Raw genomic sequence first — 21,670 nt, forward strand, 5'->3', positions numbered from 1 at the left:
GAGAAAACACCAGGTTCTGCTTGACGATTCGCCTTGTGCGGTGGCTGAGTCGCACCGCGCGAGCCAAGGTCCCGATGTCTTCACCCATTACCACGATATCGGCGGTTTCGAGCGCTACATCCGTCCCGGCTGCACCGATCGCGACGCCTACGTCTGCCATCGCGAGCGCAGGCGCATCATTCACCCCGTCCCCGACCATGGCGACGGGTCCCGCCCTCTGCAGCTCTGCGAGAACGTGGCTCTTTTCGTCAGGAGCCAGGCCCGCATGGACCGTTGAGATCCCGACTTCCTTCGCGATCGCCTCGGCGGTCGACTGCGCATCTCCAGTCAGCATGACGACCTCGGTAATGCCAGCGGCTCGAAGTTCGCGAATCGCCTCAGCGGCTCGGGGTCTCGGGTGGTCCTCGATCGCGAACATGCCTACGTGGACCCCGTCGAGTGCAAAGTGGACGGGTGTCGCCGTCGGATGGTGCTCTTGGAGCCACTGGTCTGCCTCTTTCGGTATCGGAGAGGCCGTTCGCTCTTCAATCCAGCTCCGGCGCCCCACCTCTACCCGATGGCCCGACACCTCGGCGATCACACCTTTACCGGGTGTGGAGTCGAACGAAGTGGGCTGGGTGACGGGCAGGCCCTGAGCATCCGCTTCGCGGATGATCGCCGCCGCCAGGTGGTGCTCGGACCGAGCCTCCGCGCCGGCAGCCAACGCTAGGGCACTGGCCTCCGAGACGCCGCTCGCCGAGCTGAACCGCATTGCCACGACGCTTGGGCGGCCCACGGTAATGGTACCCGTTTTGTCCAGGGCAAATGTTGTAACGTTTGCTAGGGCATCCAGATGGGCGCCTCCCTTAAAGAGGATTCCATGGCGGGCGCCGTTGGACACTGCGGAAACGATCGTAGCGGGTATCGAGATCACCAGCGCACACGGTGAAGCCACTACGAGGAGGGTCATCGCACGATAGAATGCTTCGTCGAAGGCCCATCCGAGGAGTAGCCACGGAATAAGGATCGCGGCCCCGGCGCTGACGATCACCGCGAACGCGTAGCGACCCTCAATCTCCTCGATCCAGCTCTGGGTGGGTGCCTTGGCCTCCCGCGCCTCCTCGACTAGCAAGATGATACGAGCGAGAGCGGTATCGCTTGCTGCTCGGGTCATCCGGAGGTCCAGCGAGCCCGACCCATTGAGCGTGCCGGCAAAGACCATCGCCCCAGGCTTCTTCCCGACGGGTATCGGCTCCCCGGTCAACGTCGACTCGTCGACAGAGGACGACCCGTCGATAATCTCACCATCGACAGGGATTCGGTCCCCCGGTCGCACTCGAACCACATCGCCGAGCTGGAGTTGTCCGATGGGGACCCGGTTCTCGCCCCCGTCCGAAAGCAGGACGGCTTCCTCTGGTCGGAGTTCTACAAGAGCTTCGATCGACCTGCGTGTGCGACGAAACGTGAAGGTCTCAAGTGTATTCCCAAGTGAAAACAGGAAGAGTAGTGCCGCACCCTCGAGCCAATGGCCGACAATCGCGGCACCGGTGGCTGCAAGCAGCATGAGGACATCCACGTCGAGTTCCCGACACCGTAGCGCACGGGTTGCCCTGAGGGTCGCGTCCCAGCCGCCGGCCCCGTAGGCGACGAGCAGGGCTGGCAGGGCTGCTACTTCGAGACCGAAGGTCGGCGCGAGCCATCCGAAGAGTATGGCGAGCAAGGCCACACCGGTTGAGAGCGCTTGTAGTTGGAGTCGCTTAGGGTCGACTCCGTTCAAATCACAGCAGCTGTTCGCCATAGGGCCCTTATCAATAATTAATCTTGGTAAGATATCAGCGCCCTTTCGCGACACCAATCCAGGGCCTCAGGCGGCGCTGCATAAGCCATGTCGTTTCGGTCATGCTTGCTCCTCGCTACTACGCGTGCAGATTGGGTCGGCAGAACCATGATCGGGCGGAAGACGCCCCAACCGCAGATGTGAGTGAGGCCGCTTAATGAGTAGCGACACCGGAGCCCTGGATGACCTGCTTCACGAAGATCGTCGCTTTCCACCCCCCAAGGACTTCGCTGCCGGTGCGGTACTGAGTGATCCGGGCATCTACGACCGAGCGAGCAGCGATCCTGAGGCTTACTGGTCGGATTGGGCGGAGAAGCTCGAGTGGTTTGAACCGTGGCATACCGTACTCGAGTGGACTCCCCCATACGCGAAGTGGTTTCTGGGCGGCAAGCTCAACGTGTCTCACAACTGCCTCGATCGGCACGTTGCTGCAGGGAAGGGTGATCGAACCGCGATCATCTGGGAGGGCGAACCGGGGGATACCCGTACATACACCTATTCGGAGCTCCTCGCCGAGGTGTCCGCATTTTCAAACGCGTTAGCCGGTCTGGGGGTCGGGCGCGGCGACCGCGTCACGATCTACCTGCCGATGATTCCCGAAGCCGCCATTGCGATGCTGGCCTGCACCCGACTGGGCGCGATTCACTCGGTGGTTTTCGGCGGTTTCAGCCCGGATTCGCTGGCAGATCGCAACAATGACGCCGAATCCAAGGTCTTGATTACCGCGGATGGCGGATGGAGGCGCGGTCGGGTGGTGGCGTTGAAGGCGAACGCGGACGCCGCGATGGAGCACTCGCCGACCGTTGAGCATGTGGTCGTAGTGGCTCGCGGGGGGACACTGACGGAAGAGAACCCAGTCCCCATGGTTGAAGGGCGGGACCACTGGTATCACGAACTCGTAGAGGTGGCCTCTTCGGATTGTCCGGCAGCCTCCATGGACGCAGAAGACACGCTCTTCATTCTTTACACGTCGGGTACGACCGGGAAGCCGAAGGGCGTGGTACATACGACTGGGGGATACCTGACCCAGGTCTATGCGACCACCAAGGCCGTGTTCGACCTGCAAGAGGACGATGTTTATTGGTGTACCGCCGACGTGGGCTGGATCACGGGTCACAGCTATATCGTGTATGGTCCGCTCGCGAACGGGGCGCAGATCGTGATGTATGAAGGTGCACCGGATACTCCGGACCGCGGTCGTTTCTGGCATATTTGTGAGAAGTACGGCGTCACGATCTTCTACACGGCGCCGACTGCGATTCGTGCGTTCATGCGCTGGGGAGACACGTGGCCCGCCGAGTCAGACCTGTCCAGCCTTCGGCTGCTCGGTACAGTCGGGGAGCCCATCAATCCCGAGGCCTGGATGTGGTATCACCGGCTGATCGGTGGGGAGCGTTGTCCGATCGTCGATACCTGGTGGCAGACCGAGACCGGCGGGATCATGATCACGCCCTTGCCTGGGCTGACGGAGACTAAGCCTGGTACGGCAGCCCGTCCGTTCCCCGGCATTCAGGCGAAGATTCTCTCGGAGGACGGTGCGGAAACGCCCGCCGGGTACCTCGCCATCACGACGCCTTGGCCCTCGATGCTACGGACGATCTGGCGGGATGATCAGCGCTTCCGAGACACCTACTGGTCGAAGTGGAAAAACGTGTACTTCCCCGGGGACGGGGCGAAGACCGACGAGGATGGGTACTTCTGGATTCTGGGCCGAGTGGACGACGTGTTGAATGTCGCCGGCCATCGAATAGGCACGGCAGAGGTGGAGAGCGCGCTGGTAGACCATCCTTCTGTGGTAGAGTCTGCCGTGGTGGGGAAGGCGCACGAGATCAAAGGAGAGTCGATCGCCGCTTTCGTGACGCTCAGGGAGGGGATTGAATAATCTGACCAGCTGATGGCGGAAATCCGAAACCACGTCGGCATGAAGATCGGAGCGATTGCCAAGCCAGAGATCGTGGTATTCTCTGCAGATCTCCCCAAGACGCGCTCGGGGAAGATCATGCGACGGCTCCTTCGCGACATCGCGGAAGGGCGGGCGGTGGGAGATACTACGACGCTCGCAGATCCGGATGTGGTGAAGCGGCTGCAGGATATGCACGAAGCGGAAGAGGGCTGACCGGAATCGGTCAGCCGGAAGAGTCCTGTTAGTCTGTGGCCATCGGGTCACGCGATGACGGGGCTTTGCTAGCCCTCTCCTCTTCAGATTTCTTCTTGATCTTCCGCGCAGGCACGCCGACGTAGACCCAGTGTGGCTCTGTGCTCTTGGTAAGCATGGACCCCGCACCGACCATCGAGTCGTCCGCGATGTGCGCACCGGCCAGCACGGTCGCGTGGTATGTCACCCGTGCACCCTTGCCGATGACGGTCTTGGGCAGATAGACGATGCGTCCGTCGACGATGTTGTGCGAGTGTGAGTACACGTTCGTGAAGTCCGCGACGGACGAACCGTCGCCGATGTCGATCCCACCGCGGTCGTCGAGCAGGACGTGTCGGTGAATGACTACGCCGTCGCCCACATTCAAGTTGTATCCGTAGGAAACGCGGACGTGGGTGAACGCCTTAAAGTTCTTCCCACAACTCCCGAACACATGCTGGGCCAAGGCCCGCCGAAAATGGATACCCAGCTCGACGTTCTCGCCCAAGGCACTGCGGTCGAACATTTCCCACAGCCACAGAAGCGGCTTTCGCGGGGCATATTGCTCGAGGTCGATCTCCTCGTAGTACTCAGGCTCGAGGGTCACATTGCGCGGGTCCATCTGCGCCAGTGCAACTCGAGCAGTTGTTGAAAGCTGGGCCGGGTCTGATGTTGAAAATTCCGGGTAGTAAATATCCGTAAGGATTGTACGGCACAGCTCGTTGCGATCGCAGTTCGGGTCGTCCAAGGCCTCGCGAAGCCAGGCGAGCCACTCGTCGTAAAGGCTCTGTGCGGCGTTCGCTACGGGGACCGGACGCAATGGTAGGAAATGCATAACATGACTTTATCTGGAATGAGAGGAGTGGCAAGGCTGTCGCGACAATCCTCGCCCGTTAGACTTACCGGAAAGCACCACAAACTGAGTCGCAACCAATGCATGATGTCCTTCGGCAGCGCCTGATTCGGAAGCTAGAAAGCCTTCCCGACGAGCAGATCTACCAGGTCCTCGACTATATTGAGTTTCTGGAGTCGAAGTACGCGGCCGCCGCGGATCTTGAGGCGTCCGGACTGCAGAAGTTCGCCGAAGGCCTCGAAGACAAGATGCGGCGGCGAGCGGTGAGCCCGAACACGATTCGCGAGGCGTTTCAGCTGATCTCTGCTGCGGATCGGGTCCTGACCGGTGTTTCGTCCGCGGGTAAGCAGATCCTGAATGACCTGAACCAGGTGATCGAGCCGGAGGATGATGAGGCGGATCAGATCGAATCCGGGGATGATGCGACGCATATCGAGGCCGATCCACGCAAGAGTTCTCAGGGCGGATGACTCGACGTTGACGGTCCTCGCCGGTCCGAATATCCTTCCCGATGGAATCAATGAAGCTCTTCGGAGCATGTATGCGCCCGCGCTGCGAGGACCGGTCTGAACGGTCCCGGAGACGGGCGTTCGCTATTTCTGAAAGGTCGGAATCTCCATGACTGACGGGTCAGCTGACGGCCGGATTGTCAAGACGGCGCTCACGTTCGACGACGTTCTCCTCATCCCTGGGCATTCTCTCGTGCACCCCAAGGACACCGACGTCTCGACGTGGGTCACGCGAGGCATCGAGCTGCGGATTCCACTGCTGGCCGCGGCCATGGACACCGTCACCGAGTCGGCGATGGCGATCCAGATTGCGCGCGAGGGTGGCATGGGCATCATCCATAAGAACCTCTCCCCCGAGCGACAGGCCGAAGAGGTCGACCGGGTGAAACGGTCGGAAAGTGGGATGATTCTGAATCCGATCACGCTGGCGTCTGATGGGTCTCTTCAGGACGCGCATGCACTGATGTCCCGCTTTTCGATCAGCGGGGTCCCGATTGTTGAATCGGATGGGCGGTTGGTCGGAATTATCACCAATCGCGACATGCAGTTCGAGACCGACCTCAGCAAGCCGATCTCTGCAGTGATGACTTCGGAAGGTCTAGTCACGGTTCCGGTCGGGACCACACTGGAGCAGGCTCAGGCGATCCTGCATCAGCATCGTATCGAGAAGCTCCCGGTGGTGGATGACGAAGGCCAGCTGCGGGGGCTCATTACGGTCAAGGACATCTTCAAGCGCCGCCTGTATCCGAAGGCCTGCAAGGACGAGCATGGGCGTCTAAGAGTCGGCGCTGCCGTCGGAGCTTCGCCCGCGGATCTCGAACGGGCCCAACTGCTCGTTGATGCCGGTGTCGACGTCATTGTGGTAGACACCGCGCACGGGCACTCGGAAGCCGTTCTCGAAGCTGTCGGGCGGGTTCGGGAGCGTTTCCCCGACATTCAACTCATCGGCGGGAACGTGGGCACGGTGGAAGGTGCGAAGGCTCTGGCCGCACGAGGAGTCGATGCGGTGAAGGTGGGCGTAGGCCCGGGCTCGATCTGCACGACCCGTGTAGTGACAGGCGTGGGACTGCCGCAGCTGTCTGCGATCATGGACGCCGTGGCCGGGGTCGATGATTCGATTCCGTGCATCGCCGACGGCGGTATCCGGTACTCAGGTGACATGGTGAAGGCGCTGGCAGCTGGAGCCCATTCCGTGATGATGGGGTCGATGTTCGCAGGTACCGATGAGTCGCCCGGGGAGACATTTCTTCTCGAAGGTCGCCGCTTCAAAACTGTGCGGGGGATGGGCTCTCTCTCCGCGATGGAGGAAGGTTCTGCGGATCGGTACTTCCAGGAGGGCGAGGAAAAGAAGAAGCTCGTTCCTGAAGGCATCGAGGCGCGCGTACCATACAAGGGGCCCGTTTCAGACACAATTTACCAACTCATTGGCGGGCTCCGCAGTGGCATGGGATATTGTGGAGTCGGGACCATCGATGAACTTCGGAGGAACACGCGCTTCAATCGGGTGACGACAGGCGGGCTCAGAGAGTCCCACCCCCATGATGTCACCATCACTCGTGAGGCCCCGAACTACCACGGTTAGGGCGTGAAGCGATCCATTAGCCTCCTCATCTCAGCCGCGGTCGCGTCGCTCACGACCGCTGGCTGTTCGGTGATCGGAGGCTCGAGCCCGACGCCTTCCGCGCCGGCGCCGGTGCCGGTGCCGACGGTTCGCGTACTGCCCGCGAACTTGAAGGCTCTGCCCGGGGCCATCTACCTGACGCCCCCTGAGGGCGAGGCTCAGGTTGACCGGCTCTTGGCATCCCCAGTCATGAGGAATCCGGAGTTCCAGGCCGCCGTGGGCAGGTGGGTCGACTATTGGCAGGGCCCTGCTAAGCCGTGGTTCCCGGTATTCCTCCAGCGGATGGGTGCCTTCGAGCAGACCGTAGACTCGGCACTTTCAGTGCGGAGTATGCCTCCTTCGCTCCGCTACGTGCCGCTCATCGAGAGTGGCTACAGCACCGGAGCTCAGAGTCACGCGAGTGCGGTCGGAATGTGGCAATTCATGTCTGGAACGGCTCGCGAATTTGGTATGGAGGTCGGTGCGTTCGTTGATGAGCGCCGAAATCCATACATGGCAACTGAGGCCGCGGTCGACTTCCTGGACGAACTGAACGAACGCTTCAGTTCGTGGTTCCTGGCGCTCGCCGCGTACAACGGGGGGCCGAATCGGGTGCGACGGATTCTTCGCGCGAACGCCCCCCTCGCTCTGCCGTCGGACAGCCTCTTCTGGGCGCTCAGGGCGCATTGGCCTCGAGAGACCCAAGAGTTCGTGCCGAAACTGGTCGGAGCGATCATCGTCGCGCAAAACCCCGAGCGCTACGGTTATGCCACCCCGGTCGGCGACCCGCCGCTGACGTTCGATATGGTCACGGTCCCGGAGGCCACGACGTTCGATGTCCTCGCGGGCGCCGCGGAGGTCGATGAAGAGGAAATTCGGCGACTCAACCCGGAGCTGTTTCGGGGCTTCACCCCACCAGGTTCGAGTTACCTGCTACGGGTGCCGGCGGGGCGAGCGGAGCGCTTCTCCAAAAATTACGCGGCAATTCCCGCGTCGGAGCGAATGGCGATTGTTGAGCACGCTGTGGTGAGCGGAGAGACCTTATCCCACATCGCCCGTCGGTACGGGGTGAGCGTGTCCGATCTCGAGGCAGCAAATCCAGACATCCGACCAAAATACCTGCGAATTGGTGCGAATGTTACCGTCCCCATCACGCTTGCTCGGGGCGGGGTAGACTTCTGCCACTAAGTTACTCCGACGTCCAGCTTCCCGAGGCCCCCCCCTCCTTGCGGAGGAGCCGGATCCCTTCGATACGCATGCCCCGGTCGACGGCTTTGACCATGTCGTAGACCGTGAGAAGGGCGACTGAGATCGCGGTCAGCGCCTCCATTTCGACGCCGGTCTTTCCAGCGTAGGTAGCGGTTGACCGAGCGCGTACCCCCGGCAAGGCAGCGTCGACTTCGAGTGATACCTCCACTGAAGCCCCGGGGAGAGCGTGGCAGAGCGGGATCAGGTCGGCGGTCTTCTTTCCGGCCATGATCCCCGCGAGCTCGGCAATCTGGATCGGGTCACCCTTTTCCGTGCGACCCTGTACGATCCTCGCGAGCGTGTCGGGTGACATCACGATGTGTCCCTCGGCCAACGCGGTCCTCCGCGTGACGTCTTTCTGCGTGACATCCACCATATGAGCCCGCCCGTCGGCGTCGAGGTGCGTCAAACGGTCCAGTCGTTCACTCATTGGGCCTTGCCTGAAACGAGGTGTGAGTGGTGAAGTGCGCGCCGAAGGTCCCGGACCAGTCCGCTCACCACGAGCTGCGGATTGACGTTCCCGCGGGCCAGTTCGCGCGCTCTCTCGACCGACAGGAATGCGTCTGTCACGTCCACCGCTTCGAAGGCACCGGACGCGACATGCTGTTGAAGCTTCGGCAAGGCGTCCCGGTTGAACACCAGGTGGTCGGCGCCGGCAGCAACAGCGGCGAGGTCTCGGAGCCACTCTTCGACGAACGAGAAAAGATCGATGAGTTTGCGAGCCCCGGCCGGGGGGAAGGAGATTGCAAGACTGTAGCCAGCTGCAGGCTCCTTCGAGGTTGCGGATACGACGATGTCGTAGGCACGGCGCCTGAGCAACTCGAGTGGTCCAAGACCATCTCCGTCAGGCAGGAAGCTCAGGGCCCGTCCAGGTGAGCCCTGACCCAGTCCCGTGGCCCAGTCGATGACCTTGGACTCGGCATCGGTGTGCTCGGTCAGAAAGCCGCGAACCTCGTCCTGCGACAGTGGTGGGACGTGCAGCGGCACAGTGCGTGACCGGATGGTCGGTAGCAGAAGTCCCGGCTCGCTGCTGGTGAGAATGAAGCGCGCGTCACCCGGTGGCTCTTCCAGAATTTTCAATAGTGCGTTTGCGGCTTCAGGGCTTGCCTCCTGCGGCACGAGCGTCTCGGCCTGACCCACAATGAAGACGGGGCCATCCGCCATCGTGGGACGGCGGGTCGCCGTAGCCCGGAGGCTCGTCACCATTCCCAGGTAGATGCCCCGGACCTCATCGACACAGCTGCCCCGCACAGCATGGGCTCGGAGTTCAGAGAGTTCGGCGAACCGATCTCGCTCGAGGGCCGAGACGAGTCGATCCCCCGAGACGCCCTTGGGTCGCTGAAGGGGGAAGTACCAATGGATGTCAGGGTGTTCGAGCGAGAGCGCCATCCGACAAGGTCCGCAGCTGTCGCAAGGGCCGTCCCCTGGCGACTCGCACACCGTGAGGCGAGCCAGCCAGAGCGCCAAGTGCTGTTTCCCGATCCCGCGTGCGCCGTGGAGGAGCAGAGAACTCGGGAGTGCGTCGACCGCGTGTGCGCGGACCAGCGCCCGGCGCGTGTGCTCGTGACCGACGAGGGCGTGCAGACTCAAGGGACTTTTCTCCGCTTTAACCAGAGCAGGGGGTCCTGGGCCAGCGGGGTTCCGCCATCCATCGGGACGCGAATCTGAAATTCGAGATGGGGGCCCTCTGGGGTATCCCCGCCTCCGACCGTCCCGACGACCTGGCCAGCGGTGACATCACGCCCTTCGACGACGCCAACCTCCTCAAGGTAGGCGTACAATGTGTATACGCCGTCGCCGTGCCCGACGATGACCGTGGGCCCGTACCCTTCGAAGTGACCCGCGTAGGCGATGATGCCATCCCGGACAGCCCTGACTGGTGTCCCGGTCGGTGCTTCGATGCCGATCCCGTTCCACCGGATCACCGTGCCATTGGCGCGCCGGTTCGGTCCAAACTCGTAGAGTACGTCACCGTTCACCGGCCATTCGAGGGTTCCTGCATCCTCGGCTACGATCGCCGCGCCGCCCGATCTTAGCCGTGCCGCCTCGATCTCTCTCCGGCGTTCTTCGAGTTCATCGATCAGGCCTGTCATACGGCCCTCGTCGGCTGCGAGCTCGGTGATTCGCCCGGTCGCCGTGACCTCCCGGGCTCGGAACTGCTGGAGGGAAGACTGGTGCTCGGATTCAACGCCGCGGAGACGCGCGACCTCGCTCAGTCGATCCTGTCGCAACGAGCCCAACAGCGACATGCGATCTCGGAGAGCTTCATCCTGCTCGTTCAGGCGGATTCCGAGCGCCTGAACACGCTCGACCAGCGCTCGATCGAAGGCAGCGATCCGCTCGAGGTATCGGTAACGGTTGAGCAGGTCGCTGAAGGAGCGTGCACCGAGGAGGACCTGCGTCGTGTGTAGCCGGCCCATCTTGTAAATGTCACGAAGCCGTCGAAACAGCGTCGCCTCGCTCACGGCCAGGCGCTCTTGGGACTGGATCAGAGTTCGAGTCGACTCTCGTACCTGACCTGCGGTCGCATCGGACTGAAAATCGACCTCGGCGAGGACGGACCGGGACGCTGACAGGCGGAGCTCTATATTGGCGAGTTCGCCCGCCTCATCTCTGACGCGGTTTCGGACATCCCCGACCTCCCGCTCGAGTCGAGCACGTTCCTCACGGATCTGTTCGAGCCGCCGCTGGCTCTGCTGGATCTCTCGATTGATGTCCGGGTCCTGCGCCGCCGCAGACGGTGTCATCACGAGTCCCAAGAACCCGACAAGGATCGCGGCCCTCGTGGTGGAGACCTGCCGCATCAGATCTCCCTCAAATGCTTTCGGATTGCCACTGCGCTCGAGGCGGTTCCGAAGCAGCCTCCTATTGCGAGCCCGATGAACACCCAGAGGTTCGGCACCCAGGAGATATCGAAGAGATAGGTGTGCACGCCGTGGTAGGTAGCGTAGGTCATCAGCGAAGCCAGAATCCCTCCGGCGATGCCTGCGAGCGCACCTTCGAGAAGGAAGGGTCGGCGAATGAAGCCGTTCTTGGCTCCGACGAGCCTCATGACGTAGATCTCGTCCTTCCTGGCGAAGATCGTGATTCGTAGGGCCGTCCCGATGATCAGTGCTGCAACGAGCGCGAATGCAGCGCCGAGGACTGCTGTGCTGGCCGCGCCGACCCGCCGAAGCGTGAAGAGTCGATCTACCCACTCTTCGCCATACAGGGCGTCCTCCACGAAGGGATAGCGCTCCGCCGCGTCTGAGATGCGCTCGACGACCTCTGGATTCCGATCTCCCGGACGCAGTTCGACCTCGAGCGACTGAGGAAGGGGATTCACTTCGGAGTCTAGGAAGAGTTCGCCAAATTCCGGCAACTCGGTCTGCGCCCGCTCCAGGGCGTCACGTTTCGACAGATACCGCACCTGGCCGACTTCGTCGAGGGCGCTCAACTCGGTCAGCAGTTGATCGATTTCACTCTGGCGGGTGTCGTCTCTCAAATAAACCACCACTTCCACTCGTTCTTCGATGAGTGAAAGGGCCAGCTGGAGATTGTAGGTCGCAAGCGAGAACAGACCGACGACGAAAAGAGCCAGTCCGACCATCGCCGCGGACAGTCCTGTCAGTACCGGTGCCCTGCGGAACGCTGCGATCGCTTCGCGCAACGCGTACATCAGTCCCCCCTCGTGGGCTCAGACTGCGGCACGCTGGACGGCTGCGGCTTCGTCGAGGTCTCGGAGTCGTATACGAGTTCGCCCTGATCCAGTTCGAACACCCTCGCTGTGGGGTGCCTGCGAATCAGTTCGAGGTCGTGGGTGGCCATCAGCACCGCCATGCCCTTGGCGTTGATGTCTTTGAAGAGCTCCATGATACCTCGCGTAGCGCGCTCGTCGAGGTTTCCGGTCGGTTCATCTGCGAGAAGTACGAACGGGTCGTTCGCCAAAGCGCGAGCAATGGCTACGCGCTGTTGTTCACCGCCGGAGAGCTCATTGACCAGTGCACTCGCCTTAGGCGCCAGTCCAACCTGCGCTAGGAGGCGCTGGGCACGTGACTGCACAGCCTTAGTCGGTGTGCCGGTCACCTCGAGAACGAACGCGACGTTTTGCAGCGCGGTGCGACCCGGTAGCAGCCGAAAGTCCTGGAACACCATTCCCACGCGACGTCGTACCTTCCACAGATCTCTCTCGGTTATGCGTGCCGACGAGAAACCAGTGACGCGGACCGCTCCGTCCGTCGGTCGATCTGTCATGTGAATAAGGCGGAGCATCGTGGACTTGCCGGACCCGGAGTGCCCGGTCAAGAAGGCGAACTCGCTCTTCTTCAGGTGGAAGGAGACGTCGCGAACCGCGAATCCGCGTTTCGGATATTCCTTCGATACGTGCGTGAGTTTGATCACCGGATTCGGTCGACGCGGGACGTCCCGTGGTTCCGGGAGGGAAGGTTAGACATGGAGAGAGGAGGTGTCAAAGCGGGCCTTGGCGAGGCGCCACGCCAGGCGGAGAGCCTCGAGCATGGAAGAAGAGTCAGCGGTTCCTGAGCCGGCGATATCAAAGGCGGTGCCGTGGTCGGGAGAGGTTCGGACAAAGGGCAGTCCTATGGATACGTTGACGCCGGTACCGAAGGAAACGGTCTTGAACGCGGCCATGCCCACATCGTGATAGGGAGCCACCACCGCATCGAAGCCTCCGGCGAGAGCGCGACTGAATACGGTGTCGGCGGGGAGCGGGCCCAGCACGTCGATCCCGTTCGCTCTGGCCGCGTCGACGGCTGGACCGAAGGTCTCTGCCTCCTCATTGCCAAACAGGCCACCGTCTGAAGCGTGAGGGTTGAGCGCGCAGAGGCCTATTCTAGGTGTCTCGATTCCCCAGTCCCGGACCAGTGCGTCGTGAAGAAGTCCGATTTGGCGTATCAACAGGTCAGAGGTCAACGCCGCCGGGACCGCAGACAGCGGCAGGTGCGTGGTTGCGAGGAGTACGCGGAGGGGCCCCTCGAGCCGGGTGCGTTCTGCAGCCATCAGCATTCCCACGTCCGCAATACCTGCCAGGTCGGCGAGAAATTCGGTCTGCCCCGGAAACATCCAACCCGCTGCGTGCAGGGACGGTTTGTGCAGTGGCGCCGTCACGATTGCGTGCGCGGAGCCCGCAACCGTCATCTCAACAGCGCGGAGGATCGCCCCGCCGGCGAAAGCCCCTGCAGCTGGGTCTGCACCGAAGGGATCCAAGTTGTCCCTTGTCGTCTGCGAGAAGTCCTGTCGCAAAGAGTCGAGCTCTTCGAGCGGCAAGAGTCCGTTAGGGCCCACGACGCTTAAAGAGGACTCCGGGATCTCTCTTGCGAGCACACGGACCGCTTCGGCCGTGACCTCGGGGCCGATCCCTCTCGGGTCACCAGGAGTTACAACGAGTCGAGGGCCCACCTACATGCGGATGTCGATGTAAGTGTTCGATCGTAATGTCTCGAGCATCTGCTCGATTTGTTTCTCCTGTTGCAGCTGGCCTGCGAGCTGACCGCGAAGGTCCTCGAAGGTGTACGCACCAGCCTCACGAACCTCGACCACGTGAATGAAAGCGACACGCTGCTCGCCGGTCGGCAGTTGGTACTCCATGGGCCCACGATAGTTGTCGGCAGGGGTCGTCCGGAGAATGGCATATGCGGGCGGCAGCTCATTGAGCTGGTCGAACGAAAACGTCATCGAGTCGGGTGCTGCGGGGTCGCCGTACTCCTCAGCCAGATCTGCGATCGGTTCACCTGCCTGGGCACGCGCCATCAGGTCGATGACCAGCTCACGGGCGCGCTGGATGTCTTCGGGGCTCTTCTCGGGAACGATCAGAATGTGGCGGGCCTGTCGCTCGCCAGCCCGGTACCGCTGGACCTTGATGATATGGTAGCCGAAGTCCGTCTCGACGATCTCACTGACCTGATCATCGATGAGACTGAATGCTGCATCCTCGAACTCTTTGACCATTTTGCCCCTGCGAAACCAGCCGAGGTCCCCACCCAGTGTGGCGGTACCAGGATCGTCAGAGTAAATGCGTGCGAGTTCAGCGAAGTCCTCACCGGCCGTGACACGCTCCAGGATCCCCTCCGCTTCGGTGCGTGCCCGGGCCATTGCGTCATCGCTGGACTCAGGGACAACTACGACCTGGCGGAACGTGAGGAGCTTCGGACGCTGTTCGAGCTGGCTCCGAGCTTCCTGAAACCGCTCCTGCAATTCGTCTTCCGATACCTCGGCCGGCGCAGAATTGGCGATGCGCGACTGGAAGAACATCTGCTGCACGCGTTCCGTGCGAGCTTCCGTGCGGAGAATTTCGCGGTACTCCGACAGCGTCAGTGCCTCTGCCGCCAGGGCTTGCTGGAGCATCTGCTGTCCGCCGAATTCCGAAGACAACTGCTGGATTCGCTCGGTCACCGTCTCCTCGATCGCGGCCTCGTCTACGGTAAGCAGGGAATCCTTCGCTGCCGCTTGAAGTATCAGGAGCCGGTCGATGTACTGCTCGAGGACGGTGTCGAAGAGTTCCCGATAGGCTGGGTCGCTCGGCTCAGGCACCGGCGCTCCGCCCAGCGACATTCGCTGGATTTCTTCCTGGACCTGGGTCATCACGACGACCGAATCGCCGACGATTGCCACCAGGCGGTCGACAACATTAAGGTCATTTTGCTGCTGGCCGCTAGCGCCCAAAGGGAGGAGCGCGCAGGCCACGAGTAGAAGTACTGTCCGCTTAATCATGAGTCTTCGTAAACCTCAGTGCCGTTGCGGGTTCCTGGACGATCCCAGTTGCGCAGTTTGTCATCCTCCGACTGTGTCCGCTGATGCGATCGCAGAGTCGGTGGTCTGTTCTACCGGAGATAGGCTCCGCGCAGCTCGGATCTGGGCCACGTCTAAGATGACCGCTCCGATTCCTTCCTCCAGAACCGCCGTTGCGCGCCCAGCCCTCAGCTGGAAGCTCACGATCCCAAGGGGTACGATCTGAGTGGCGCCTGAAAGGTTGTCCAGAAGAGCTTCTTGCACCGCTCGTGAAACTGCGATCTCAACTGCCTCACCAGGCGCCTGGTCCAGATCGAGGAGTCCAAGTACTCTCGCCGCGGCTTTCAACTGCGTGCGTGCCTCTTCCACCAGGCCCTGGATGCTATCCGCTGCTGGTCTAAGCCCTTCTGACGCCGCCGCCCGGACGAGCAGATCGCGGCGTGCGACGCTTTCGAGAAATCCTTCGACCTCTTCGTCGGTGCTGGTCACGAGCTGGGCGCGGAGCTGCGGTTGCTCAAGCTGAAGAAATTCGCGGATGTCACTGACTGTGAGCTCTCCCGTTTCCCATTCGACCAATGTTCGGCGTTCCGCTCTTCCAGAGAGCGTTGCCCCGGGGTTGCTTGCGATCTCCCGCACGACCTCAATTGCGCCTTCCGTTGGAACCGGCTCTACCTGAGAGATGATGGCGGCCACGTAAAGCGACTCGGCTTCCTGAACCATGCGAGCCTGAACCTGTCGTCGGTAGACGGGAGCCGCCGCCTCGAACCCGCGTACTCGCCGTTCTTCCAGCCGGATCAAGTGGAGGCCCATTGGCGTCTCTACCACATCACTGATCTCACCGGGTTGCAGGGCCAGGGTCGCTTCCTCGAATGGTGCGACCATATCGCCGCGCTCGAAGAAGCCCAGGTCCCCTCCATTTTGAGAGGTGCCGGGGTCTTGGCTGAACTGGAGAGCGAGAGTCTCAAACGCTTCACCTCCGATCGCGCGCGCCCGAATCCCTTTCAGTAATGCCTGGACACTGTCGAACTGTGCCTGGGTCGACTGGATCGGCAATCTCAGCATGATGTGCCGGGCTCGGACCTCTACGGCCGGAGCCTCTGCCTCATATCGTTCCCGGAGTTCTTCATCCGTGACGAACGTGTCGACCTGAATGACCGAATCACGGAGCTGGAATACCATCAATTGAGCCAACTGCTGTTCGACCAGCGGCTGGAGGTCGAGATTCCCAAAGGTTGAGTCCTCGACAGCGGCCTCCGCCAGCAGTGTGTAGTCGAGCCACAACTCGGCAAGAGATTCGACCACTCCCGCGTCGGCAGCGAGTCGCTCCTCGTCGGCCAGTAGATCGACCGCCTGGTCGACGGTGAACGCGTAATCGCCCGCGCGTGCGAGCAGGCCCTCGTCACGGATTCCGACCGAACACGCGCCCACGGCCAAGGTCAGTCCCAGCACGACGGTGGCCATCCACTGCTTTTTCATTTGTTGGGTCTCCTGACCTCGGCTACAGTTCATACGTCCACTAAGCGGCGACTTTTCGCGCAGACGCCAGAGCCGAAAGGGCGACTAGCACAGTCTCCAGTATCGGCTCAAGACCTTCCTGCTCCAGCTTCACGGAAAGCGGGTGTATCCTCAACACGTCCATGAACGCTTCACGCTGCTTCATGGGTCCCTCAAGCGCCGAGATGCGTGGCACCACGCCCTCCCTGAAAGTCAGACGCGCCGAGCGTTCACGAACGATGGCCCGTTCCAGTCCCAGCTTCCGGCCGAGAATCCGAACTGCTGCCGCGTCCATGAGGCGCTCGACCTCGACAGGGAGGGGGCCGAACCGATCTTTCAGCTCTTCCTTAAGACCTTCGACCTCCGTGCGGGTCTCGGCTTTCGAAAGGCGCCGATAAAGATGGAGCTTCTGGCTCGAATCTGAAACGTATGTGTCGGGAAGGTAAGCGGGGCCTTCCAGACTCACATCGGGCGTGGGCCACTCAACCGCGTTTTCACCCTTCTCGATACGGTCCACGGTTTTCCGCAGAAGGCGCATGTAGGCGTCCAATCCAATCTGCTGAGCAAAGCCCGACTGGTCGGCCCCAAGAAGGTTGCCTGCCCCACGCAGCTCCAGATCGCGCAGCGCGACTGAATAGCCCGATCCGAGTTCCGTGTAGTGCTCCAACACGCGAAGCCGTCGCTCGGCATCTTTGTTCACATCGTCCGGCACGATCAGGTAGCAGTAGGCTCGCCGGTCAGAGCGACCCACCCTCCCTCGAATCTGATATAGCTGGGATAGCCCAAAGCGGTCCGCGCGATCAACCAAGAGCGTGTTGGCATTCGGGACGTCGAGCCCGTTCTCGATGATGGACGAGCAAATGAGCACATCGACTTTTCCGTCGACAAAGTCCGTCATGACCTCGTCGAGTTGCCCCCCGCTCATCTGACCATGTGCGATGGCGATACGCGCGTCGGGAACGAGTGCCTGAATTTGCTCTCCGATCGTGTAGATCGTGTCGATACGATTATGGAGGAAAAAGGCCTGTCCTCCTCGGTCGAGCTCCCGGTGGAGTGCCTCGGAAATGAGCTGGTCGGACCAGGGGAGGACGTTCGTGAAGATCGGCATCCGATCTCGGGGCGGGGTGCGAATCAACGTGAGGTCGCGTATGCCCGACATCGAGAGATAGAGGGTCCGGGGGATGGGTGTGGCGCTGAGCGTCAGCACATCGATCGAAGCACGAAGAGTCTTAAGCCGCTCCTTGTGTTTGACTCCGAAACGCTGCTCCTCATCGACGATGAGCAGGCCGAGGTCCTTGAACACGACATCCGTCGACAGGAGTCGGTGCGTTCCGATCACGATGTCGACACCACCATTTGCGACACGCGTGAGCAACTCTTTCTGTTCCTTTGCGGAACGAAAACGACTCAGCGATCCGACACTGACGGGGTAGTCCGCCAGTCGCTCCTCAAAGGTGTGCCTGTGTTGCTCCGCGAGAATCGTGGTGGGGGCGAGGACGGCGACCTGTTTTCCGTCTTGGATCGCCTTGAATGCCGCTCGGATTGCGATCTCTGTTTTCCCATAGCCGACGTCGCCGCACACGAGGCGGTCCATGGGCCGCTTCGACTCCATGTCGGCCTTCACGTCCTTCGTGGCCTGACGCTGATCCGGGGTGTCGTCGTAGAGGAACGAGGACTCCATCTCCATCTGCCATTTGGTGTCGGGCTGAAAAGCGAAGCCGACTGCGGTCTGCCGCCGAGCGTAGAGCTCTAGAAGCTCGGTGGTCATCTCCTCGATGACCCGCTCGGTCTTCTGTCTGAGGTTCTTCCAGCGTTTTCCGCCGATCCGGTGGATTCGAGGTGGCCGAGAATCTTCGGACTCGCCGACCCAGCGCTCGATCAAATCGAGCCGAGTGACTGGCAGCCGAAGGAGTTCTCCTCCAGCGTATTCGATCACGAGAACTTCGATTTCTGCCCGACCGATCTTGATATGCTCGAGACCACGGAACTGACCGACGCCGTGGTCCATGTGGACGACGAAACTCCCTGGCGTGAGTTGTGCGAGGCTTTCGAGGGCCACAGAGCCCCGGAAGCGTCGACTGCGTCTGACTCGGCGGGGGCGTCGGAAGATTTCGTGATCGTTGACGACCCGGAGCGGCGGGTCTGAACATGCGAGCTCAAAACCCCCTGCGAGCGCACCGAGCCCAAGGCGCGTGCCCATAGGTAGCCGTCGCGGCCCACCGAGGATCTCCTCTAGGCGTTGAAGCTGCCCGTCGTTATCGCAGAGAAGGAGGGTTTCCGCTGCGGTTGCCTCACCGTTCCTCAAGTACGTGTCCAGCCGCGCCATGTCGCGATCGATCTCGGGAGGAGGAGAGGCTTCGATGGCCCTGGGCAGGTCTCGACTCGAAACGATGTCCAGACGGGGGAGCGCGGCGAGTCGCTCCGTGACCGACGACGGCTCGAGGAACAGCGCTCCCGGTAGGGGCGGTTCCGCGCCAGACTCCACTAGGCTGTCGTACAGCGTCTCCACACGATTCCATGTGCGCTCGAAGTCTACGCCCATGTCCCAGTCGCCGAGTCGCATGACGACCGCGTCTGACGGGAGTAGTTCCAGAAGAGAACGCCACACTTCGCCCCCGTCCGCATCACCGTCGGTGCGGAAGTCCACAGGCAGGATGTGGGTCTCCGGCAGTTCTCCAGTCGAACGCTGATCACTGATATCAAACGGCCGAATCGAGACGATTTCGTCTCCCCAGAACTCGATTCGCACCGGGTCGCCCGCGGAAACAGAAAAGACGTCGAGGAGGCCGCCACGTACTGCGAACTGTCCCACTTCTTCGACCAGCGATACCCGTTCGAATCCTCGATCTTCCAGCAGCCCCGTAAGGTCACCGAACGGCATTTCGGCACCGACTCGAAGGGTCGTCCGAAGATCGGCAAGCCGCGCCGGAATCGGGGCCCGCTCTTGGAGGGCTCGCGGGGTCGTCACGATGACTTTAGTTCGGCCAGCAAAGAGCGCCTCTACCGCTTCGACCCGGAGGCCGCCGATCTCCAGCTGGGTCTCGGATTCCTCGTACGGGAGGGCCTCTTTCTGCGGATAGAGATGAGACTCCTCATCACCGTCGAGCAGGGTCTCTAGGTCTGCTTCGACCGATATGGCGTCGCGCGGGCTCTCGGCTACCGCCACGAAGACCCGCTCAGGGTGGGCTAGATGGAGCACCGCGACCACAGCGGTCTCCAGGGAGCCGATGGCGCCACCGAGCACGTGCCGCTCCCCGGGGAGCGGGAGGGCTTCGGATGTCGTCCGGACCGCCGGACTCGAGTGGAGCGCGCGAAGGACTGTGTTAGTCGAGTCCATCAGCCTGCCTGCGAGGTGCGGAACCCAGCGAAGTCAATGGATTCCATGAGCCGGACGTCCCCATGAGCGCCTCGAGCATCAGGAGCACCAAGACCGCAAGAAGAAACGGCCACCAGAGCTCCGGACCCTGCCGCACACGAAAGATCGTCCGGTCCCATGCTTCGGCCCGAGATACATTGGTCACGTCATGGCCGATGGCTCCAGTCATGTCATCGTTGGCCAGTGCTGCCAGCCTTGATTCATCGGGGGGCGTGTTGAGCGCCATTACTGCGACGGTCGTGTCCTCTGCAAGGAACGTGTAGAAGCCGGCAGTGCCCGTGCCCCGGACGGTCCGAGTGCCGTCGATCTCGAAGGTCTCGCCGCTGGGGAAGCGCACATGCGTCGCGCCCGAGGGTGCGGACAGAGGGTTTCCTGTCAGCAACTCCCCTGTTCCGCCTCCGGCTCCGGCCCATTCTCCTGCTATCCAGTCGACGAACCGAAGCATCCCCGTTGACACCGGAAGGCTCGTACCGGATGTATCAAGAGAGGAACCGAGGATGAGATAACGGCGCCCCACGGCGTCCGAGCCTTCCACCGCCCACGCATTGCCATCGATCTCCGCAAGCGTGCGGGTCGGGGCGGGCGGATCACCTGTAAGCTCGAGTGCATACCGGCTGCGGACACGGACGCCATCGAGGGGGCTCGGCAGATTGGAGCCCTGAAGGTCCGACATCCCGCCGCCAGCGACCGGGTTGAGGCGCCATGGAATTCCACCGTCCGCGAGTCGACGATTGAGAGCCGGAAGTAGAGTGGCATCTGCGGGGGGGATGATTACCGCCGCGCCCGTGGCCGCACGGCGATCGAGCGACGCCCCGTTCGCCGAGATCAGGAGATTCGCCAGTGCTGAGGCGGTTGGCGTCACTCTACCAGCGTCTTCGAGGACTGCCACGGCCTCTGAGACGAATACGCCCGGTGATCCTGCGACCGCGACCGACGGTGCCGGGCGTGAACGGTATGCGAAGAACCGACGGTCGTCTGCGCGCAGCGCATCGGGATCTGCGTCGGCGTAACCCTGGATCCACTCTGTGCCTGACGGTGGCATCGCGATCGTGGTTTGCGCACCCGCCGGCAGGGTGGCTGCCCCCCGGATCCGCTCATTAACGACGAGACGCAACGGGAGGTGTGCCGAGTCGGCGTCGGTCGTCGCTTCCATGGCTGACACGGTGACTTCGGTGCGCTGGCCTTCGAGTGGGGGTAGTCCGCCCCCCACGACGACTCCCGAAAGTGCTCGGTTAGCAGGCGGACCGTCCTGCCCTGTCCAGGCTACCACCGCAATATCCCCAGCTGGGGCTTCACCCGGGATAGCGAATGCTGTGGCTTGAAGATCCGAAAGAAGGTGAATCTCTCGGTGTTCCAGGTCCGCCGTGGTGAGGAGTCGGGTCGCCCGCTCGACGGCGGCGGTAAGGTCAGCTGCGGCCTCGCTGGCTTCCGTCTCCTCAATGGCTCGGCGGGCCTCCGTCATGCTTCCAGGAATAGCCGGGAGCCACGGCTCGCCGGCACGGATGACCCAGAAGCGATCTTCGTCCGTCGCAGCGTCGAGGGTCTGCGCGGCGAGTGCCTTGAGTTCGTCGAGTACTCGGACCTCACCTACAACCAGCCCGCTGCTCATCGAGTTGTCGAGGATGATGACGGTCGCGGTCGGTGGGTGTGAGGCTCCTCTTGAAGCGAAGAACAGGCGGGCGCCGGCACTGACCACGAGGAGGAGCACGATGATCCGGGCCATCATGAGCAGGATCTGGTGGAGCCGGATCTGCCGCGCGTGCTCCCGCTCTGTACGCTGGAGATATCTCAGGGCGGGGAAGCTCATCCGTCGCGTTTCATGGCGATGGAAGAGATGCAGGTAGATCGGAATCCCGATCGAGAGCCCGGCAAGCAGGAACAGGGGACTGAGTGCGCCCATGGTCGTCGAACTCG

At 62.0% G+C, this 21,670-nt stretch carries 15 protein-coding genes and 1 pseudogene; 4 read left to right on the forward strand and 12 right to left on the reverse strand.

Annotated features, from left to right (window positions below; genetic code table 11):
- A partial coding sequence (locus OSA81_11565; protein MDE0899647.1) for a heavy metal translocating P-type ATPase occupies nt 1–1,699 on the reverse strand: 1,699 nt, incomplete at its 3' end.
- A 274-nt stretch (nt 1,700–1,973) separates the two neighbouring features.
- Here OSA81_11565 and acs point away from each other — a divergent pair.
- Nucleotides 1,974–3,932, forward strand: a pseudogene (acs, locus tag OSA81_11570) (acetate--CoA ligase).
- Nucleotides 3,933–3,960: 28 nt separating this feature from the next.
- On the opposite strand, the gene OSA81_11575 reads toward acs, so the two are convergent.
- Entirely contained in the window at nt 3,961–4,785 is an 825-nt protein-coding gene (locus OSA81_11575) for an acyltransferase (protein MDE0899648.1), read from the reverse strand.
- A gap of 98 nt (nt 4,786–4,883) precedes the next feature.
- Here OSA81_11575 and OSA81_11580 point away from each other — a divergent pair, with 98 nt between their 5' ends.
- From OSA81_11580 to OSA81_11590, 3 genes are all read left to right on the forward strand, one after another.
- The gene (locus tag OSA81_11580; GenBank protein MDE0899649.1) at nt 4,884–5,273 is read left to right on the forward strand and encodes a DUF2281 domain-containing protein; all 390 of its coding nucleotides are present in this window, start codon (nt 4,884–4,886) and stop codon (nt 5,271–5,273) included.
- Nucleotides 5,274–5,421: 148 nt separating this feature from the next.
- Nucleotides 5,422–6,894: an IMP dehydrogenase gene (gene guaB, locus OSA81_11585; protein ID MDE0899650.1), complete on the forward strand. Its 1,473-nt coding sequence runs from the start codon at nt 5,422–5,424 to the stop codon at nt 6,892–6,894.
- Between the two features lie 3 nt (nt 6,895–6,897).
- The gene (locus OSA81_11590) at nt 6,898–8,100 is read left to right on the forward strand and encodes a transglycosylase SLT domain-containing protein (GenBank protein ID MDE0899651.1); all 1,203 of its coding nucleotides are present in this window, start codon (nt 6,898–6,900) and stop codon (nt 8,098–8,100) included.
- A 1-nt stretch (nt 8,101) separates the two neighbouring features.
- Here the strand turns inward: OSA81_11590 and moaC are convergent, their stop codons facing one another.
- Genes moaC through OSA81_11640 form a run of 10 tightly spaced genes read right to left on the reverse strand, consistent with a single transcriptional unit; the run spans nt 8,102 to nt 21,656 of the window.
- A complete protein-coding gene (moaC, locus tag OSA81_11595) occupies nt 8,102–8,590 on the reverse strand; it encodes a cyclic pyranopterin monophosphate synthase MoaC (GenBank protein ID MDE0899652.1) in 489 nt (162 codons plus the stop codon).
- Entirely contained in the window at nt 8,587–9,750 is a 1,164-nt protein-coding gene (locus OSA81_11600) for a hypothetical protein (protein ID MDE0899653.1), read from the reverse strand. Before OSA81_11600 ends, moaC begins: the two co-directional genes overlap by 4 nt.
- A complete protein-coding gene (locus OSA81_11605) occupies nt 9,747–10,964 on the reverse strand; it encodes a peptidoglycan DD-metalloendopeptidase family protein (protein MDE0899654.1) in 1,218 nt (405 codons plus the stop codon). The genes OSA81_11600 and OSA81_11605 overlap by 4 nt, the downstream gene beginning before the upstream one ends.
- Nucleotides 10,964–11,818 carry a permease-like cell division protein FtsX gene (locus OSA81_11610; GenBank protein MDE0899655.1) on the reverse strand — a complete coding sequence of 285 codons (855 nt, stop codon included), beginning with the start codon at nt 11,816–11,818 and terminating at the stop codon, nt 10,964–10,966. Before OSA81_11610 ends, OSA81_11605 begins: the two co-directional genes overlap by 1 nt.
- Nucleotides 11,818–12,540 carry a cell division ATP-binding protein FtsE gene (gene ftsE, locus OSA81_11615; protein ID MDE0899656.1) on the reverse strand — a complete coding sequence of 241 codons (723 nt, stop codon included), beginning with the start codon at nt 12,538–12,540 and terminating at the stop codon, nt 11,818–11,820. Before ftsE ends, OSA81_11610 begins: the two co-directional genes overlap by 1 nt.
- Nucleotides 12,541–12,585: 45 nt before the next feature.
- Entirely contained in the window at nt 12,586–13,557 is a 972-nt protein-coding gene (pdxA, locus tag OSA81_11620) for a 4-hydroxythreonine-4-phosphate dehydrogenase PdxA (protein ID MDE0899657.1), read from the reverse strand.
- Nucleotides 13,558–14,868: a peptidylprolyl isomerase gene (locus OSA81_11625; GenBank protein ID MDE0899658.1), complete on the reverse strand. Its 1,311-nt coding sequence runs from the start codon at nt 14,866–14,868 to the stop codon at nt 13,558–13,560.
- A gap of 60 nt (nt 14,869–14,928) precedes the next feature.
- The gene (locus tag OSA81_11630; GenBank protein MDE0899659.1) at nt 14,929–16,362 is read right to left on the reverse strand and encodes a peptidylprolyl isomerase; all 1,434 of its coding nucleotides are present in this window, start codon (nt 16,360–16,362) and stop codon (nt 14,929–14,931) included.
- Between the two features lie 40 nt (nt 16,363–16,402).
- On the reverse strand, nt 16,403–19,717 hold the full coding sequence (gene mfd / locus OSA81_11635; protein MDE0899660.1) for a transcription-repair coupling factor: 3,315 nt from the start codon (nt 19,715–19,717) through the stop codon (nt 16,403–16,405).
- On the reverse strand, nt 19,704–21,656 hold the full coding sequence (locus OSA81_11640) for a BatA domain-containing protein (protein MDE0899661.1): 1,953 nt from the start codon (nt 21,654–21,656) through the stop codon (nt 19,704–19,706). The genes mfd and OSA81_11640 overlap by 14 nt, the downstream gene beginning before the upstream one ends.
- Nucleotides 21,657–21,670: the final 14 nt, after the last annotated feature.

Source organism: Longimicrobiales bacterium (assembly GCA_028823235.1).
In the GTDB taxonomy this organism is placed as follows: domain Bacteria; phylum Gemmatimonadota; class Gemmatimonadetes; order Longimicrobiales; family Gaopeijiaceae; genus UBA2589.

Excerpts from the sequence above, each read along its gene's own strand:
- OSA81_11640 (MDE0899661.1), bottom strand. The coding sequence starts at position 21,656 with ATGGGCGCACTCAGTCCCCTGTTCCTGCTTGCCGGGCTCTCGATCGGG.
- OSA81_11610 (MDE0899655.1), bottom strand. The coding sequence starts at position 11,818 with ATGTACGCGTTGCGCGAAGCGATCGCAGCGTTCCGCAGGGCACCGGTA.
- moaC (MDE0899652.1), bottom strand. The coding sequence starts at position 8,590 with ATGAGTGAACGACTGGACCGTTTGACGCACCTCGACGCCGACGGGCGG.
- OSA81_11630 (MDE0899659.1), bottom strand. The coding sequence starts at position 16,362 with ATGAAAAAGCAGTGGATGGCCACCGTCGTGCTGGGACTGACCTTGGCC.
- OSA81_11625 (MDE0899658.1), bottom strand. The coding sequence starts at position 14,868 with ATGATTAAGCGGACAGTACTTCTACTCGTGGCCTGCGCGCTCCTCCCT.
- guaB (MDE0899650.1), top strand. The coding sequence starts at position 5,422 with ATGACTGACGGGTCAGCTGACGGCCGGATTGTCAAGACGGCGCTCACG.
- OSA81_11580 (MDE0899649.1), top strand. The coding sequence starts at position 4,884 with ATGCATGATGTCCTTCGGCAGCGCCTGATTCGGAAGCTAGAAAGCCTT.
- OSA81_11575 (MDE0899648.1), bottom strand. The coding sequence starts at position 4,785 with ATGCATTTCCTACCATTGCGTCCGGTCCCCGTAGCGAACGCCGCACAG.
- OSA81_11605 (MDE0899654.1), bottom strand. The coding sequence starts at position 10,964 with ATGCGGCAGGTCTCCACCACGAGGGCCGCGATCCTTGTCGGGTTCTTG.
- mfd (MDE0899660.1), bottom strand. The coding sequence starts at position 19,717 with ATGGACTCGACTAACACAGTCCTTCGCGCGCTCCACTCGAGTCCGGCG.